Origin of the sequence: Methylosinus sp. RM1, from assembly GCF_011378635.1 — a bacterium.
Lineage (GTDB): Bacteria > Pseudomonadota > Alphaproteobacteria > Rhizobiales > Beijerinckiaceae > Methylosinus > Methylosinus sporium.
Genome location: NZ_WOVC01000009.1, coordinates 95,727 through 111,416, shown reverse-complemented (window position 1 = coordinate 111,416; position 15,690 = coordinate 95,727). Strand labels below are relative to the sequence as shown.

General features: G+C 66.9%; 14 protein-coding genes. 7 read left to right on the top strand and 7 right to left on the bottom strand.

All coding sequences use genetic code 11. From position 1 onward, the window contains the following. Positions 1 to 129 precede the first annotated feature (129 nt). The 6 genes from FMZ75_RS08715 to FMZ75_RS08690 all read left to right on the top strand — a co-directional run bounded on the left by FMZ75_RS08715 (position 130) and on the right by FMZ75_RS08690 (position 6,511). Positions 130 to 852, top strand: coding sequence for an ABC transporter ATP-binding protein (locus tag FMZ75_RS08715; RefSeq protein WP_142862617.1), 723 nt, complete (start codon positions 130 to 132; stop codon positions 850 to 852). Continuing rightward, positions 849 to 2,330 (top strand): DUF3526 domain-containing protein, encoded by a 1,482-nt coding sequence (locus FMZ75_RS08710; protein WP_166142243.1) that lies wholly within the window; start codon positions 849 to 851, stop codon positions 2,328 to 2,330. The genes FMZ75_RS08715 and FMZ75_RS08710 overlap by 4 nt, the downstream gene beginning before the upstream one ends. An 8-nt stretch (positions 2,331 to 2,338) precedes the next feature. After that, entirely contained in the window at positions 2,339 to 3,790 is a 1,452-nt protein-coding gene (locus FMZ75_RS08705; protein WP_166142241.1) for a DUF3526 domain-containing protein, read from the top strand. Between the two features lie 300 nt (positions 3,791 to 4,090). After that, the gene (locus FMZ75_RS08700) at positions 4,091 to 5,074 is read left to right on the top strand and encodes an ABC transporter substrate-binding protein (RefSeq protein WP_207783349.1); all 984 of its coding nucleotides are present in this window, start codon (positions 4,091 to 4,093) and stop codon (positions 5,072 to 5,074) included. Beyond that, the gene (locus FMZ75_RS08695) at positions 5,071 to 5,826 is read left to right on the top strand and encodes an ABC transporter permease (RefSeq protein WP_142862621.1); all 756 of its coding nucleotides are present in this window, start codon (positions 5,071 to 5,073) and stop codon (positions 5,824 to 5,826) included. Before FMZ75_RS08700 ends, FMZ75_RS08695 begins: the two co-directional genes overlap by 4 nt. Then, the gene (locus tag FMZ75_RS08690; RefSeq protein WP_166142239.1) at positions 5,777 to 6,511 is read left to right on the top strand and encodes an ABC transporter ATP-binding protein; all 735 of its coding nucleotides are present in this window, start codon (positions 5,777 to 5,779) and stop codon (positions 6,509 to 6,511) included. The genes FMZ75_RS08695 and FMZ75_RS08690 overlap by 50 nt, the downstream gene beginning before the upstream one ends. 125 nt (positions 6,512 to 6,636) lie before the next feature. On the opposite strand, the gene FMZ75_RS08685 is transcribed toward FMZ75_RS08690, so the two are convergent. From FMZ75_RS08685 to dapD, 5 genes are all read right to left on the bottom strand, one after another. Further along, positions 6,637 to 7,185 (bottom strand): alpha/beta hydrolase, encoded by a 549-nt coding sequence (locus FMZ75_RS08685; protein ID WP_166142237.1) that lies wholly within the window; start codon positions 7,183 to 7,185, stop codon positions 6,637 to 6,639. A 113-nt stretch (positions 7,186 to 7,298) separates the two neighbouring features. Further along, positions 7,299 to 8,999 (bottom strand): lysine--tRNA ligase, encoded by a 1,701-nt coding sequence (locus FMZ75_RS08680; protein WP_166142235.1) that lies wholly within the window; start codon positions 8,997 to 8,999, stop codon positions 7,299 to 7,301. A 103-nt stretch (positions 9,000 to 9,102) separates the two neighbouring features. After that, a complete protein-coding gene (locus FMZ75_RS08675; protein WP_142862625.1) occupies positions 9,103 to 9,474 on the bottom strand; it encodes a GIY-YIG nuclease family protein in 372 nt (123 codons plus the stop codon). Positions 9,475 to 9,552: 78 nt separating this feature from the next. Then, the gene (locus tag FMZ75_RS08670) at positions 9,553 to 10,032 is read right to left on the bottom strand and encodes a hypothetical protein (RefSeq protein WP_166142233.1); all 480 of its coding nucleotides are present in this window, start codon (positions 10,030 to 10,032) and stop codon (positions 9,553 to 9,555) included. Further along, positions 10,032 to 10,889, bottom strand: a complete 858-nt coding sequence (gene dapD / locus FMZ75_RS08665; RefSeq protein ID WP_166142231.1) for a 2,3,4,5-tetrahydropyridine-2,6-dicarboxylate N-succinyltransferase — start codon at positions 10,887 to 10,889, stop codon at positions 10,032 to 10,034. The genes FMZ75_RS08670 and dapD overlap by 1 nt, the downstream gene beginning before the upstream one ends. A 258-nt stretch (positions 10,890 to 11,147) precedes the next feature. On the opposite strand from dapD, the gene FMZ75_RS08660 reads away from it, so the two are divergent. Next, the gene (locus tag FMZ75_RS08660; protein ID WP_166142229.1) at positions 11,148 to 11,819 is read left to right on the top strand and encodes a pentapeptide repeat-containing protein; all 672 of its coding nucleotides are present in this window, start codon (positions 11,148 to 11,150) and stop codon (positions 11,817 to 11,819) included. On the opposite strand, the gene FMZ75_RS08655 is transcribed toward FMZ75_RS08660, so the two are convergent. Both FMZ75_RS08655 and FMZ75_RS08650 read right to left on the bottom strand, forming a co-directional pair. Further along, positions 11,816 to 13,345: a PepSY domain-containing protein gene (locus FMZ75_RS08655; protein ID WP_166142227.1), complete on the bottom strand. Its 1,530-nt coding sequence runs from the start codon at positions 13,343 to 13,345 to the stop codon at positions 11,816 to 11,818. The two genes, FMZ75_RS08660 and FMZ75_RS08655, sit on opposite strands and share 4 nt — an antisense overlap. Positions 13,346 to 13,355: 10 nt before the next feature. Then, positions 13,356 to 15,632 (bottom strand): TonB-dependent siderophore receptor, encoded by a 2,277-nt coding sequence (locus FMZ75_RS08650; protein ID WP_246728857.1) that lies wholly within the window; start codon positions 15,630 to 15,632, stop codon positions 13,356 to 13,358. Positions 15,633 to 15,690: the final 58 nt, after the last annotated feature.

Below are 15,690 nucleotides of genomic sequence, written 5' to 3'. Positions count from 1 at the left end.
GACTGCGCTGTCGTATCGTGCGAGCGCGCGCCGATGTGATGCCGGGTCGGACGGGCGCTTCGAGACGACTTCCCACGCCACGCGCGGAAAGCTGCGAGAACAGCCCTCGGCGTCGGGAGGCGATTTCGCATGTTGGAAGCGCGCGAGCTGACCAAGAGATATGAGGGCAAGGCGGATCGCCCCGCCCTCGACCGGCTGAATCTGCATATTCCCGGCGGCGAGGCGTTCTGTCTGCTCGGCCCCAATGGCGCCGGCAAGACGACGACCGTCAATCTCTTCCTCAATTTCATTGCGCCGACTTCCGGCCAGGCGCTCGTCGGCGGCGTCGACTCGGCGCGCGAGCCGCTCGAGGCGCGGCGTCGTCTCGCCTATATCCCTGAGACGGTGATGCTTTATGGCGCGCTCAGCGGGCTCGAGAATCTGGAATATTTCACCGAGATTTCCGGCGGCCGGCGCCTCGCGCGGGCGGAATTGCTCGCCCTGCTCGGCGAGGCCGGGCTCGCGGAGGAGGCGGCCTTTCGGCGCGTCTCGGGCTATTCCAAGGGCATGAGGCAGAAGGTCGGCGTCGCCGTCGCTCTGGCGCGGCGCGCGCAGGCGCTGCTGCTCGACGAGCCGACCTCCGGCCTCGATCCGCTCGCCGCCAATGAATTCGCCGCTCTGGTCGAGAAGCTGCGCAAGCAGGGCATGGCGATATTGATGGTCACGCACGACCTCTTCCTCGCCAAGCAATGCGGCACGCGCATCGGCGTGATGCAGGCGGGCCGGCTCGTCTCCGTCTTCGGCGCCGATGACGTCGATCATCTCGGCCTCGAGCGGGCCTATCTCGAGCAGTTCAGAGGAGCGGCCGCATGAGCGAGATCGTCGTCGCGAAAGCGCCTGCGACGCAGGCGCCCGCCGGCCGCTGGCGCGTCGCCCGCGCCGTGGCCCTCAAGGAATGGGCGGAGCTGCGCCGCGACAGCCGGCTCGCCTGGCTGTTCGGCCTCGTCTTCCTGCTGATGCTCGGCGCGCTCGCTTTCGGCGCCGCGCAGCATATGCGGCTGGATCGCGAGCGCGCCGCCGCCGCCGCGACCGATCGCGCGCTGTGGACTGGCCAAGGCGCGAAGAACCCGCACGCCGCCGCGCATTTCGGCCAATACGCGTTCAAGCCGCAGAGCCCGCTGGCGCTCGCCGATCCGGGCGTCGACGCCTATGTCGGCGAGGCCGTCTGGCTGGAGGCGCATAAGCAGAACGAGGCGCAATTTCGCGCGGCGCGCGACGCCGGCGTCGGCGCGCGGCTCGGGGGCCTCTCCTTCGCTTTCGTGCTGCAGACGATCATGCCGCTCGTCGCCGTTCTGCTCGGCTTCGCCGGTTTCGCCGGCGAGCGCGAGCGCGGCACATTGCGCCAGCTGATGAGCCTCGGCGCCTCGCCCGTCGATATTCTCGCCGGCAAGGCGCTCGCCGCGCTCGGCGCGCTTTCGGTTCTGCTGGTTCCGGCTTTCGCCATCGCCGTGCTGGCGACGCTCTTCCTCGCCGATCATGATTTCTCCGTCGCCGATCAGCTCGAGCGGCTGCTCGCGCTCTCCTTCGGCTACGGCCTCTATCTCGCTGGCTTCGTCTTTCTCGCGCTCGGCGTGTCGGCTTTTTCGAAGTCCACGCGCACGGCGCTGGTGCTCCTGCTCGCTTTCTGGCTCGCCAATTGTTTTCTCGCCCCGCGCGTGATGACCGATGTCGCCAAGCGCGTCGCGCCGCTGCCCACCGCGCTCGAATTCCGCAACGCCATCGCCGAGGACAAGAACAAGACCTTCGGCCATGACGAATCTCATCCGGCCTTCGTCGCCTTTCGCGACGGCGTGCTGGCGCAATATGGCGTCTCGCGCATAGAGGATCTGCCGGTCAATTTCCGCGGCCTCGCGCTGCGCAAGGACGACGAGAACGGCTTCGTCATTTTCGACAAGCATTTCGGCGCGCTGCAGGCCGACTTCGACGCGCAGGACAGGCTGCGCGCGGCGCCGGGCTTCCTCTTCCCCGCGCTCGCCATGCAGCCCTTCTCGACGAGCTTCTCGGGAACGGATTCCTGGCATCAATATGATTTCGCCACAGCGGCGGAGGCGCACAGGCGCCGCATTCAGACGGCGGCGAGCGAGGACCTCATTCATAATGCGCGCTATGGCGACGCCGCCTATGTCGCTTCACGCGATATGTGGGAGCGCATTCCCTCCTTCGATTACGCCGCGCCGGCCGTTTCCTTCGCGCTCTCCCATGCGCGCGGCGATCTCGTCGCGCTCGCGCTCTGGGCCGTGCTGACCGCGGCGCTCGCCGGCTTCGCCGCGCGACGCCTCAGACCCCTGTGAGGCCCGCCATGACCTTCTCTGCGTTTCTCGCCGCATGGCGGTTCGAATGGCGGCTTCTGCGGCGCGACGCCGCCGCTTGGGCCGTGCTCGCGGCGATCGCGACAATGAGCGCGCTCGCCTTTTTCGACGGCGCCGAGCGCATCGCCGCGCAAAAAGCGGCGATAGAGGATGCGCGGCGCGACGAGACGCTGCGTCTCGATTCGCTGCGCAAGACGCTCGCCGATTTGGACGCCGGCCGCGTGAAGGGCGAGACGCCGCCCTATCGCGATCCGCGCAACGCGGTCTTCGTCGGCGGCGGCTCTGCGGCGGCGGTGGCGGCGTTGGAGCCGACCCCGCTCGCGATCGTCGCCACAGGGCAGAGCGATCTTTTCCCCGCCGCGCTCAAAGTGACGAGCGGGACCAAGGACAGCTTCCTCTTCGCGGATGAGATCGAGAATCCGGCGCATCTCGCCAGCGGCTCGATCGATCTCTCCTTCGTGCTGGTCTTCGTCTTTCCTCTGGCGATTCTCGCGCTCTGCTTCGATCTTTCGGCCGGCGAGCGCGAGAAGGGCACGCTCGCTCTGACGTTCGCCAGCGCGGAGAGCCAGACTGCCGTTCTGCTCGGCAAGCTCGCGGCGCGGGCCGGTCTGCCGATATTGGCGATGATCGCGGCGACCTGCGCCGGCGTCTATCTGCTGCGCGGAGCCGAGCCGCTCGCTTCCTGCGCCTTCGCGCTGCTCATCGCGGCGATCTTCGCTTATGGCGCCTTTTGGGCGCTGCTCGCGGCCGTCGTCGACAGTTTCGGCAAAAGCTCCGCCTATAATGCGCTGGCGCTCATCGCCGTCTGGGCCGGCCTCACCATGATCGCGCCCGCCGCCGTCAACACGCTCGCCGACGCGCTCTATCCGGCGCCCTCGCGCTCGGAGATGACGCTGGCCGCGCGCGCCGCTGCGACCGACGCCGATCGCGAGCGCGACGCCGCCCTCGCCCGCTACGCCGAGGAGCACCCCGACGCTACGGCGGCGGAGATGAAGCTCGGCGATGCGAAGGAGCGCACCATTCGCCGCCTCGCCGTGCTGGAGACAGCCAACGCCCGCGTCGAGCAGGTGATGGCGCGTCACGAGAAGCAACTCGCCCGCCAGCGCGCGCTCGCCGACCAATTGTCCTTTCTCTCGCCGGCGCTGCTGATGTATCGCTCGGTCGCCGATATCGCCGGCTCCGGCGACCGCCGCTATGCGGAATTCTCCGACCGGCTCGACGACTTCCACAAGCGCTGGCGCGATTTCTTCTGGTCGCGCGCCCATGCCGGCCAGACGCTGACGCAGGCCGATTACGCCGCTCTGCCGTGCTTCCCCGCGAGCGCAGATGCGGCGAGCGCCTTGGCCGGCGTCGCCTCCGCGCTCGCGGCCGGCGTGGGGCTGCCGGCTCTGCTGCTCGCCGTGCTGGCGTGGCGGGGGCTGCGACGCTGCAAGGCGGCGTGAGCGACGCTGCGTCGCGGGCGTTTTGCGCGCCCGCCTCGGGAATTGTGCTATCCTGTCTCGTGAATAATCATCACAGAGGCGCAGGGTGAACGAGAAGTGGCGCCGGGAGAGGCGTTTCCACCTCCCCCTAGAGGGGGGAGGTCGAGCGCCGAAGGCGATCGGGTGGGGGTGTTTCCGCCGAGTCTTTGCCGTGCGACCCCACCCCGGATGGCTTCGCCATCCGACCCTCCCCCTCGAGGGGAGGGTGAAGGCCCCGTTTCTTCGTTCACGCGAGCGCTCGGCACAGAGGCGGGATTCATCTTGCGACCAATCTTCCAAAAGCTCCTGCTCGCGGCGCTGGTCGCACTTCTCGCCGTCGCGCCGGCGCGCGCGGCCGACCGGCTCCGCCTAGGCCTGCAGAAGACCGGCTCGGGCGTTTGGGAGCTCGCCGTCATTTCCGCCTTCGGCCTCGATAAGGAGGCGGGGCTCGAGCTGACGGTCACGGAACTCGCCAATACCGACGCCGCCAAGATCGCCATTCAGAGCAGTTCCGTTGATATCGTGGTCTCCGACTGGCTGTGGGTGGCGCGCCAGCGCGCCGACGGCGCCAAGCTCACCTTCTATCCGCACTCCACCGCCATAGGCGCGCTGATGGCGCGCGACAAAGCGGTGAAGAGCGTCGCCGATCTCGCCGGCAAGAAGCTCGGCGTCGCCGGCGGCCCGCTCGACAAGAGCTGGCTGCTGCTGCGCGCCTATGCACAGCGGCAGGGCGTCGATCTCACCAAATCGGCGACCATCGTTTACGGCGCGCCGCCGCTCATCGCCGAGAAGGCCGCCGAGGGCGAGCTGGACGCCGCGCTCGAATTCTGGAATTTCGCCGCTGATCTCGAGGCGCGCGGCCTCTCCCGCGTCATCGATCTGCGCAAGGTGGAGACGGCGCTCGGCGCCAAGGGCGCGCCGGTCGTCACCGGCTATGTGTTCGACGAGGGCTTCGCCGCGAAGAGTCCCGCGTCGCTGGCGCGCTTCTTCGCCATGATCGACAAGGCGCGACGCCTGATCGCGACATCGGACGCCGCCTGGCGCATCGCCCTGCAGCGCATTCCGGCCAAGGACCCCGCCGTGCTCGCGCTCTATCGCAAGAGCTATGTGGAGGGCATTCCCGCCCGCAGCGTCGAGCAGGAGCGGGAAGACGCCGCCGGGCTCTACGCCACTCTGGCCGAGATCGGCGGCGCGGCGCTGGTCGGCTCGGCGAAGACCTTGCCCGCGGGCACTTTCTACGAGCCCGCGGCGAGCGCGGTGCGGTGATCCGCCTCCTGTCGCTGGCGCTGCTGCTGGCTTTCTGGCAGGGCGCGGCGCTGTTTTCCGATCCGCGCCGCCTGCCGGGGCCGCTCCCTGTCTTCGAGGCGATCGCTCATGAGGCCGAGAGCGGCGCGCTGTTCACCAATCTCGCGGCGACATTGGCGCGCGTCGCCGCCGCTTTTCTGCTGGCCATGAGTCTGGGCGCGGCGCTCGGCTACGCCATGGGACGGCGGCCGGCGCTGGATCGGCTGTTCGATCCCTGGCTGGTCATTCTCCTCAATCTGCCGGCGCTGGTGGTCATCGTGCTGGCCTATCTCTGGGCCGGCCTCACCGAGGCGGCGGCGGTGGGCGCGGTGGCGCTCAACAAGCTCCCCAACGCCATCGTCGTGATGCGGGAGGGCGCCCGCGCGCTCGATCACGAGCTCGATGAGATGGCCGAGGTCTTCCGCCTGCGCCCGGCCGCGCGGCTGCGGCATATCGTCTTGCCGCAGCTCGCGCCCTATATCGCGGCGGCGACGCGCTCGGGCCTCTCGCTGGTCTGGAAGATCGTGCTGGTGGTGGAGCTGATCGGCCGCTCCAATGGCGTCGGCTTCGAGATCAATATGGCGTTTCAGCTTTTCGACGTGCGTTTGCTGCTCGCCTATGCGATTCCCTTCGTCCTGCTGATGCTCGCCGTCGAAACTCTCCTGGTGCAGCCCTTTGAACGACATGTCTCGCGATGGCGCCGCCGCCCTGCTCGAGGTCAGGGTTTCGCATAAGGATTACGCCAGCGGCGGCCGGCCGCAGCGGGCGCTGGAAAATCTCATGCTTTCCCTGCCGGCCGGACGCGCCGGCGCCGTGGTCGGCCCGTCCGGCTGCGGCAAGACGACATTGCTGCGCATCATCGCCGGACTCGATACGGAATTTTCCGGCGAGGTGACGCTTCCGGCGGGCGGGCGGCTCGGCATGGTGTTTCAAGAGCCGCGCCTTCTGCCCTGGCGCAGCGTCATCGACAATCTGCGCATCGCCGCGCCGCAGGCCAGCGAGGAAGCGCTCGCCGCTCTGCTCGCCGCGCTGGAGCTCGAGGACCATGCGCGGCATTTTCCGGGGGAATTATCGCTCGGCCTCGCGCGCCGCGTCGCCATTGCGCGGGCGCTGGCGATCGAGCCCGATCTTCTGCTGCTGGATGAGCCTTTCGTCTCGCTCGACGATGCGCTGGCGCGCGATCTGCGCGCGCGCATCGCCGCGCTGATCGACGAGCGCCATGTGACGACGCTGATCGTTACCCATGATCTGCGCGAGGCGATCGAGCTCGCCGATGTGATTTTTCTTCTGTCGCCGCGCCCCTCGCACGTCGGCGCGACGCTCGACGTGGCGACGCCGCGCCGGCTGATGACGCGAGAGGCCGCCGATGCGCTGGAGGCGCGGGCGCGCAGGGAAATAGAGGCGATGCGCGGGCGGTGAGGCCCCCTCCCCAGCTCTCCCCCGCTTCGCGGGAGAGGGAGCAGATTCGGCGCTTCATCGACGCTTTGCGCAATGCCCGCCGCCTCCTTCTCCCGCGAAAGCGGGAGAGGGTGAGGGAGGGGACGCTACAGCTTCGACAGAAAGCCCGCGAAGCGCAGCGAGCCCTCGGGCCAAGGCCCATGGCCGCTATCGGCGTTGATGTGTCCGGCCGCGCCGGCGTCCACCAGCTCCGCGCCTATGTCCTGCGCCAAGACCCTCGAGAAATCCGCCTCCGCATTAGGATCGTCAGAACTGGCGACGAGAAGCGCGGGAAAGCGCAGCCGCTCGCGCGGAATCGGCAGAAAGGCGGGATCGATCGCCGTCAGCTCGGCGATCGCGCGCTCGGAGGGCGGCGCGACGAGGAAGCCGGCGGCGATCTTGTCGCTGCCGCGCGCGGCGACATGCAGCGCCGCTATGCCGCCGAGCGAATGCGTGACCAGCACCACGGGGCGCGTCGCCGCGGCGATCTCGCGCTCTATGCTCTCGATCCATTCGGGAAAACGCGGCGCATCGAAATCCGCCTGCGCCACGCAGCGCGCGGTGGAGAGCTTTTTCGCCCAGCGCGTCTGCCAATGCTCGAGGCCGGAGCCGCCGAGCCCCGGCAGGATCAGAATATCCGCATCCGCAGCGCGCATGTTTCCTCCGACAAACCCACCCCTCATCCTGAGGCGCTTTTTGCGGAACGCAAAAAGCCTCGAAGGATGTTCCACAGGGGGCGACCCTTCGAGACGGCCCCTTCGGGGCCTCCTCAGGGCGAGGGCGCTGTGCTCGAGACGCCGAGCAACTCCCCGGCGAGCGCCTTGGCGATGAGGCCGCGCGTCTCGTCAATTCCGAACAACGCGACGAAGGAGCCGAAGCGCGGGCCCCTGCTCTCGCCGAGCAGAACCTCATAGAGCATGTTGAAGAAGTCGTTCGACACGCCCGGCCGTTCCGGCGTCGCGCCTTTGGCCTTCAAATCCTGATAGCGCGGCACGGCGCGCGCGACATCATAGAGCGCGGTCTGAATATCCTCGGCGCAGGCGTCCTTCGGCAGCGACGCCAGCGTCTGCGAAAGAGTCGTCAGCACGCCGCGCTCCACATCGTCGGCGGCGCGATATTTTTTCGCGGGCCGCACGAAGTCGCGAAAGTAAGCGACCGCATAGCCGACGAGCTTGTCGAGGCGCGGATGATTCTGCGGCGACACATTCGGCGCATAGCGGCGCAGAAAGCCCCACAGGACAGACGGGTCTTCCGCATTGGCCACGGTCGCGAGATTGAGCAGCATGGAGAAGGAGATCGCCGTCCCCTTGGCCTCGCCCTCATGGGCGAGCGTCTCCGGCTCCGGCGGCGCGCCGAAGTGGATGTGCCAGGCCGGATTGCCGAGCCGCTCCTTCCACGCCTGCCGCCGATAGGCCTCGAGGAAGGAGAGGTAATCGTCGACATTGCGCGGAATGACGTCGAAATAGAGCTTCTTGGCTGCGCTCGGCTTTTGAAACATGAATTGCGCGAGGCTCTCCGGGCTGGCGTAGGTCAGCCATTCCTCGATGGTGAGTCCATTGCCCTTGGATTTGGAAATCTTCTGGCCCTTCTCGTCGAGGAAGAGCTCGTAATTGAAGCCCTCCGGCGGACGGCCGCCGAGCGCGCGCACGATCGCAGAGGACAGCTTCACCGAATCGATGAGGTCCTTGCCGGCCATCTCATAATCGACCGAGAGCGCATACCAGCGCATCGCCCAATCCGGCTTCCATTGAAGTTTACAGTGTCCGCCGGTGACGGGCGTGACGAAGGCGTCGCCGCTCTCGGGATCGCGCCAGGAGATCGTCCCCGCTGTGGCGTCGATGGAATCGAGCGGAACCTGCATGACGATGCCCGTGTGCGGGTGAATCGGCAGGAAGGGGGAATAGGTCGCCGCACGCTCCTCCCGGAAGGTCGGCAGCATGATCTTCATCACCTCCTCATAGCGCGCCAGCATATGCAGCAGCGCGGCGTCGAAGCGGCCGGAGGTGTAATAGTCCGTCGAGGAGGCGAATTCGTATTTGAAGCCGAAAGCGTCGAGAAAGGCGCGCAGGCGTGCGTTATTGTGCGCGCCGAAGCTCTCATGCGTGCCGAACGGGTCCGGCACCTTGGTCAGCGGCTTGCCGAGATGGGCGCGGACCAGCTCCTTATTGGGGATATTGTCGGGCACTTTGCGCAGCCCGTCCATATCGTCCGAGAAGGCGAGCAGGCGCGTCTCGATCTTTCCTTCGGTCAGCACTTCGAAGGCGTGGCGCACCATGGAGGTGCGCGCCACCTCGCCGAAAGTGCCGATATGCGGCAGGCCCGAGGGGCCGTAGCCGGTCTCGAACAGAACTTTGGTCTGGCCGGTCTCCGCCACGCGTTTGACGAGCTTGCGCGCCTCTTCGAACGGCCAGGCCGGCGAGACGCGGGCGGCTTCGAGGAGATCGGCGGGCAAAGGCTCGGACATGGGCATGATGCGGCTTTTGTTGCGGTTGCGAAGAGGCGCGCACACTATGGGCGCCGGGCGGAGGCGTCAACGCGTGGGGGGGACGAGGATCCGACCGAAGACGGAATCTTTAAGTCCCCTTACCCTGAGGAGCCTGCGCAGCAGGCGTCTCGAAGGGCGAGGGGACGCCGCAATCTCGACGTTCCTTCTTTCCGCCGCGAGCGGCCAAGCCAGGAAGGGCGTCCAAATCTCCGCGCATCAGCGCTTCCTTCTTGGCCCGGCTCCAGCCCTTGATGCGCCGTTCTGTCGCGATCGCTTCCGTCACGCGTTCGAAATGCGCCGACCAGAGAAGGCGAAGCGGCAAGCGCGTCGCCGTGAATCCTTCATGGATTCCCTGATTGTGCTCGCTGACGCGCTCGTCGACGCTTTTGCGAGTCAGGCCGGTGTAATATGCGCCGTCGGCGCAGAGGAGGATGTAGACTGTCGCCCCTTCGATCGGCATCGCAGCCCTCGTGCTTCGAGACGGCCGCTGCGCGGCCTCCTCAGCATGAGGGCTGCTTGTCGCCGCAAGGTGAAACCGTCACTCCCCGCTCTCTCTCACCCCCAGCTCATACCCCGTCCACAGCGCGACCGCGGCGAGCGCGAGATCGGTGAGCGCCACCGGCCAATAGGGCATCACCTCGGCGACGCGCGGCTGCAGCCAGTGCATCGCGCCCGCCACCAGTGCGGCGAAGGGCAGGAGGCCGGCCAGCAGCAGCGGCGCCGGCCGGCCGAGCGCGCGGAAGCGCTTGGCCGAGAGGTTGACGAAGCTCACCGCGATCAGCAGCACGGCGAGCGAATAGAGCGCCAGATAGGCGTAGGCGACCACCGTCTGCCAGACGAAGAACGGGTCCTTCGCAAGGTCGTGATCCGTATAGGGGAAGAGCGCCAGCCAGATCAGCGTCAGCGGAACGAGCAGGGTGACGAGGCCGGCCGCGCCGCCGCGCCAGCCGGCGCGGTCGAGGCTTCCCTCCTCCGTGCGATAGAGGAAGCTCAGGCGCTCGCGCGAGGGCAGCTCCATCAGTCCCTCAGCAGCTCGTTGATCGCCGTCTTGCCGCGCGTCTGCGCGTCGACGGTCTTCACAATGACGGCGCAATAGAGCGACGGCCCGGCCGAGCCGTCCGGCAGCGGCTTGCCCGGCAGATTGCCCGACACCACGACCGAATAGGGCGGCACGTAGCCGATGTGAATCTGGCCGGTGGCGCGGTCGATCACCTTGGTCGAGGCGCCGATGAAGACGCCCATGGAAATCACCGAGCCCTGGCCGACGACGACGCCCTCGACGATCTCCGAGCGCGCGCCGATGAAGCAATCATCCTCTATGATGGTGGGGCCGGCCTGCAGCGGCTCCAGCACCCCGCCAATGCCGACGCCGCCGGAAAGATGCACATTCTTGCCGATCTGCGCGCAGGAGCCGACCGTGGCCCAAGTGTCGACCATCGTGCCGGCGTCCACATGGGCGCCTAGATTGACGAAGGACGGCATCAGGATCACGCCCGGCGCCACGAAGGCCGAGTGACGCACGATCGCGCCCGGCACGGAGCGGAAGCCCGCGGCTCTATGCTCGGCCGCGCCCCAGCCGGCGAATTTGGAGGGAACCTTGTCCCACCAGCTCGCGCCGCCCGGCCCGCCCTCGATCACGCTCATATCATTGAGGCGGAAGGAGAGAAGCACGGCCTTCTTCAGCCATTGATTGACCTTCCAGGAGCCGGCTCCGGTCTCGCCCTCGATTTTCTCGGCGACGCGGAGCTTGCCCGAATCGAGCAGACGCAGCGCGCTCTCGACCGCGTGGCGAATGTCGCCCTGCGTGGAGGCGTCGATATTGGCCCTGTCTTCGAAGGCGGTGGTGATGAGGTTCTCGAGACCAGTGTGCGGCATGAAATCGTCTAGCTCCGAGACGTCGCGGGCAGGCGGCCCGCAGAAAGGGTCAGGGCTATAGGCGGCAAGGCCGCCGCCCTGTCAATCGCGGAAATAGGGCCTATCGCCGCGTCGGCGGCGGGACGTCTTTCCTGCCTGCGGCGCATTCTTTCCCGCGGCCGTGGACGCGTGGCGGGGGTAGGCTCGCCCGCCGTCGCCACAGAAGCGACGCAGAGCGAGGGAGCCTTCACCATGTCCTCGGCCCGAGCGAGACGCCTTTTGGCCGCCGTCCTCCTGATTCTCATGCCGCCGGCGGCCGCGGCGGCGGACCGAAGCCGCGCCGATATAGAGCAGCTGATCGCCGCCTCCGCCGGAAAGCCTGTGGCGCTCACCGATCTCGATCTCTCCGGCCTCGATCTCTCGGGGCTCGACCTTCGGCGCGCCGATCTCTTCGCTGCGCGGCTCGCCGGGGCGAAGCTCGTCGGCGCAAGGCTCGGCGAGGCCAATCTCACCCGCGCCGATCTGCGCGAGGCCGATCTCTCGGGCGCCGATCTTTCCGGCGCGATCCTCTATGCGGCCATTCTCGACGAGGCGGATTTTTCCGGCGCCGATCTGACGCGCGCCCGCATCATCGGCGGCGGCCGCGGCGCGCGCTTCGTGAAGGCGAAGCTCGTCGAGGCCGATCTCGGCGCCGATCCGGCCAATCAGGGCATGGTCCCTGTGCGCGCCGATCTCACCGCCGCGATCTTCGACGGCGCCGATCTGACCGGCGCCAATCTCACCCATGCGGTCTTGGCCTCGGCGCGCTTCGCCGGCGCGAGCCTGCGCAATGCGCGGCTCGATCACGCCAAGCTCGGCGACGCCGATCTCTCGGGCGCCGACGTCACGGGCGCGAGCTTCCACGGCGCCGATCTCGACAGCGTGCGGCTGCCGGCGGGAGTCGGGCGCTAGGCCCTGCGCGGGACCGCCAGAGCGGGCGCTCTGCGCTCGCCGAATTTGCGCTTCAGCCGTCGCCAGCCGATCACGATTCCGGTGACGCTGAGCGCGAAGCCCGCGCCATTGAGCGCCAGCATGAGCGCGTCCCACAAGGGCCGCGCGGCGAGCAGCGCCGGCGCATCCCAGCTGTGCAGAAAGGCGAAGAGCCAGCGGCTCGCGCGGCGCCCGGAATCCAGCTTGCCGAGCACGGCGCCCGTATGCGGGTCGATATGCGCCCAGGTTCCGGCGGCGTCGTCGAACTCGAGCCGCAACACAGGCAGGCGCTTGTCGACATCGCCATGCATGGTGTGTGGCGCGCGCGCGAAATAATAGAAGTCGTAGGTCTCCATCACCGTCGCCGCTGTGACTTTCGCGTCGGGAACGAGCCGCGCGCCGAGCCGCTTCAATTCCTCGAGCGGCAGGGTGAAGGCGGGGGCGGCGTCGGCCTCTGCGCGCAAGATTCGCGTCGCGCCGCCGGCGCTGAAGCCGACATAATAGCCGGCGCCGTCGATGACGCGCAGCTCGAGCTCGCGCGCGGCGAATCCGTCATCCGCGAATTTCGTCAGCGCTTGCGCAATGGACAGATGGAATCGCTCGGGCGCGAGCGCGCCGCCATAATAGGCTTTGGCGTCGAAGGCCGATTTCGTCTCGAAGATTTTCCAAGGGTTCATCGACATCAGGCCGCTGAACACGAAAGTGATCGCCGTCGCGCCGCCGATGAGGCCGACGATATGGTGCCATTTCATCATGCCTTCGCGATAGGGCGTGCGCGCGCCGGTCTTATAGGGCGCGCGAAAGCGCCAGCGCATCACTCCGACGACGAGGCCGGTGACGGCGAGCACGGTTCCGATGAGCGAGGAATAGACGATGATATCGTGCCAATAGGCCTCGAACCAGCCGCCGCGAAACGGATAGAGCCAATGGATCCAGGCGCCGGCCCAGTTCCAGAGGCGCTCCGTCCGCGTCGCGTCGCGGACCACCTCGCCAGTGACGGAAGAGACATAGAGCAGCGTCGAATCCGCATCGGACATATAGACGCGATGGAGCGGGCGCAGTCCGTCGAGACCTTTGGAATGCGTCCATTGGTCTTCGTCGACGATTCCGTCATAGCTCGCCTCGCCGCCGAGGAAGGCGCGCGCGGCGACGGTGGCGTCCTGCTCCGAAACGCTGGTCACGCGCGCGCCGTCGCTGGCGCGCACCGCCGTGAATTGCGGTCCGCTGTCCTTCGCGCGCCGCCCGAAAATGAAAGCCGGCGCGCCGGCGATGCTGGTGAGGCGGACGGATTGTGGCGCGCCGCCCTCGCCCGCAGCGTCGAAAGCGCGGGAGAGATCGATGCAGCAGCGCGCCGGATCGAGCGGCGGCAGCGCCGCCAGCCTCTCCGACGGCAAGAGCTTGGGATAGCCGACATACATCATGACGACGCCCGAGAAGAACCACATGGCCATGAACAGACAGAGCCCGATCCCGAGCCAGCGATGAGCGAGATAGAGATATCTCTTCATGTCCGCCTCCTCAGAAGGTCATCTTCAGCGACAATTCGAAAGTGCGCGGCTGGCCGAGCCGCAGTAGCGGTCCAGTGCCGCCCGACGCCCATTCGACATAAGCGGCGTCGGTCATGTTCTTCAGCATGGCGGTCAGCTTCGCATTGGGCGTTATGCGCCAGGAGAGGCCAGCGTCGAAAGTCGTATAGGCCGGTATGCGCATGGTGTTGGCGTTGTCGGCGAAACGATCGCCGACGAAGCGCGTCGCGAAGGTCGCCTGCCAATCGGGCAGGAAATCCCAGGTGATCCAGCCATTGGCGATCCAGCGCGCCATATTGGTCGGCCGATTGCCGGCGCGCGACACGCGCATCGTCGTTCCGGCGATCGTCGCCGCCTCCTCGAATGTCTCGAATTTCGGATTGATCCAGGCCGCGTTGCCCTGCACGCTGAGATTATCCAACACCTGCAAGCCGACATTGGCCTCTATGCCATTCGACGATTGCTTGCCGACATTGATGACATTGTTGGGATTGGCGGGATCGGAAGTGGTGAGATTGTTGCGCTCGATGAAATAGCCGGCGAGAGTCGCCGAGCCTCTGCCCTCCCAGAAATCGAGCTTCGTTCCCGCCTCGATCTGCCAGCCGGTGGTGAGCTCGAAATTGCGCACGCCGCCGGCGTTGTTGGTGAGCAGAATGCCGGAGGGCGGATCGGCCGCCGTGCTGTAGGAGACATAGACGTTCGCCTCCTTGGTCACGTCGTACATCAGCGCGGCGCGCCAGGTGATCGGCTCGTATCCTTTGCCGAAATAGGCGGGATTGCCATAGGGGTTCGAGGCGCTGGGCAGGGTCGGAATGCGATAATTGAAGCGCTCGAGGCTGATCTTCTCCCAGCGCAGGCCCGTCACGAGATGAAGCTGCGGCGTCAGCGACAGCCGGTTCTCGGCGAAGAGCGCTAGCGTGTAGAGCTTGCTGCGGGCGTCGCCCACATAGCTCGTCGCCGCTGGATTGTCCTGATAGAGCTTATAGGCCGAGTAGCCATAGGGCTCGACCGAGTCGACGGTCAGCCCCGATTCCAGGCTTCCGTTGCGCGTCTGCTGATTGAGCGAAAAATCTATGCCTGCGACCGTCTTCGATTCGAGGCCGAATAGCGTCGTCGCATTCGTCGCCTCCAGCCTGTCGCCGACGAGGCTCTGGACGTGCCGGGTGGCGAAAGATCCGCTGCGCTCTATGAGCGTGTTGGTCGCATCGTAGCGATAGGATTCGACGTTTTGATATTGCCGGTCGGCGCGATAGAGATAGAAGGTGTTTTTGAAGCTCGTCTCCTCGTCGAGCTTATATTCCGCAATATCGCGCACCCACAGCACCTGCTGGTCGAAGACCGGCTTCAGGCTGTTGTAGTTCTTGAAGCGCACGCCGGGATCGAATTTGAGATCGAGAACCGGCAGGCCGAAGGTTCCCCAGGCAATCGTGCCCGTTCCGCCGAACGGACGCGGAACCGGCGTGCCCCAATAGGCGTCGCGCTGCTCGCTCTGGAATTCCACCGCGACAGTGTTGGAGAGGCCGGGCGCGATATCGGTGAGCCAGGAGATGGAGCCGGCGCCGGAATTGTGATTGGAATCCTCGACCCAGCCTTGCGAGCCCTTGTAGCTCAGATCGAATTGCAGCCAATTAGTCTCGTCGAGCTGCTTGTTGAAGCCATAAGAGGCGCGGCGGTTGAACCACATGCCGCCCATCAACAGCGCCTCATTGCGCTCTTCGCCGCGCGTGGCGATCTTGCTGACGTAGTTCACCGCGCCGCCGACGGCGCCCTGGCCGTAGAGATAAGAGGAGGCGCCGCCGAGAAGCTCGATGCGGTCGTAGAGCCAGCTGTCGACGGGGCGTCCGGCGATGGCGTCATATTGCACGGTGATGCCGTTGAACATCTGCGTCACCGATGACGCGCCGAAGCCGCGCAGGCTGATCGCGCCGGCCGAGCCCGGCGGGTCCGAGGTGACGACGCCGGGCATTCGCTGAATAACCTCCTGCGTCGTCTGCGCGCCGCGCGCCTCGATCGTCGCGCGATCGACGATGGAGACGGAGGACGGCGTCTCGCGCGGCGTCAGGCCGAGGCGGCTGCCGGTCTGCGAGGCGACATCGAGCTGCAGCTTGCCATTCGGCGGTTGCAGCTTTCCGCGCGAGGGGCCGGCGGCAGGGCGCTGCTCGCCGGAGATGTCGATGGCGGGCAGGGCCTCCTGCGCAGCGGCGGATGAAAAGACGACGAAAGACAGCGCGCCGGCGGATGCGCCGCGCATGAGGGCGTTGCGAGACATGTGAAATTGCTCCTGGCGCGACGCCATGCAGGCGCGCGCGATTCCGATAGAAAGATGC

Bases quoted from the DNA above. Each gene is read 5' to 3' on its own strand.
- FMZ75_RS08715 (WP_142862617.1), top strand. From the start codon at position 130: ATGTTGGAAGCGCGCGAGCTGACCAAGAGATATGAGGGCAAGGCGGAT.
- FMZ75_RS08710 (WP_166142243.1), top strand. From the start codon at position 849: ATGAGCGAGATCGTCGTCGCGAAAGCGCCTGCGACGCAGGCGCCCGCC.
- FMZ75_RS08705 (WP_166142241.1), top strand. From the start codon at position 2,339: ATGACCTTCTCTGCGTTTCTCGCCGCATGGCGGTTCGAATGGCGGCTT.
- FMZ75_RS08690 (WP_166142239.1), top strand. From the start codon at position 5,777: ATGTCTCGCGATGGCGCCGCCGCCCTGCTCGAGGTCAGGGTTTCGCAT.
- FMZ75_RS08685 (WP_166142237.1), bottom strand. From the start codon at position 7,185: ATGCGCGCTGCGGATGCGGATATTCTGATCCTGCCGGGGCTCGGCGGC.
- FMZ75_RS08680 (WP_166142235.1), bottom strand. From the start codon at position 8,999: ATGCCCATGTCCGAGCCTTTGCCCGCCGATCTCCTCGAAGCCGCCCGC.
- FMZ75_RS08675 (WP_142862625.1), bottom strand. From the start codon at position 9,474: ATGCCGATCGAAGGGGCGACAGTCTACATCCTCCTCTGCGCCGACGGC.
- FMZ75_RS08670 (WP_166142233.1), bottom strand. From the start codon at position 10,032: ATGGAGCTGCCCTCGCGCGAGCGCCTGAGCTTCCTCTATCGCACGGAG.
- dapD (WP_166142231.1), bottom strand. From the start codon at position 10,889: ATGCCGCACACTGGTCTCGAGAACCTCATCACCACCGCCTTCGAAGAC.
- FMZ75_RS08655 (WP_166142227.1), bottom strand. From the start codon at position 13,345: ATGAAGAGATATCTCTATCTCGCTCATCGCTGGCTCGGGATCGGGCTC.
- FMZ75_RS08650 (WP_246728857.1), bottom strand. From the start codon at position 15,632: ATGTCTCGCAACGCCCTCATGCGCGGCGCATCCGCCGGCGCGCTGTCT.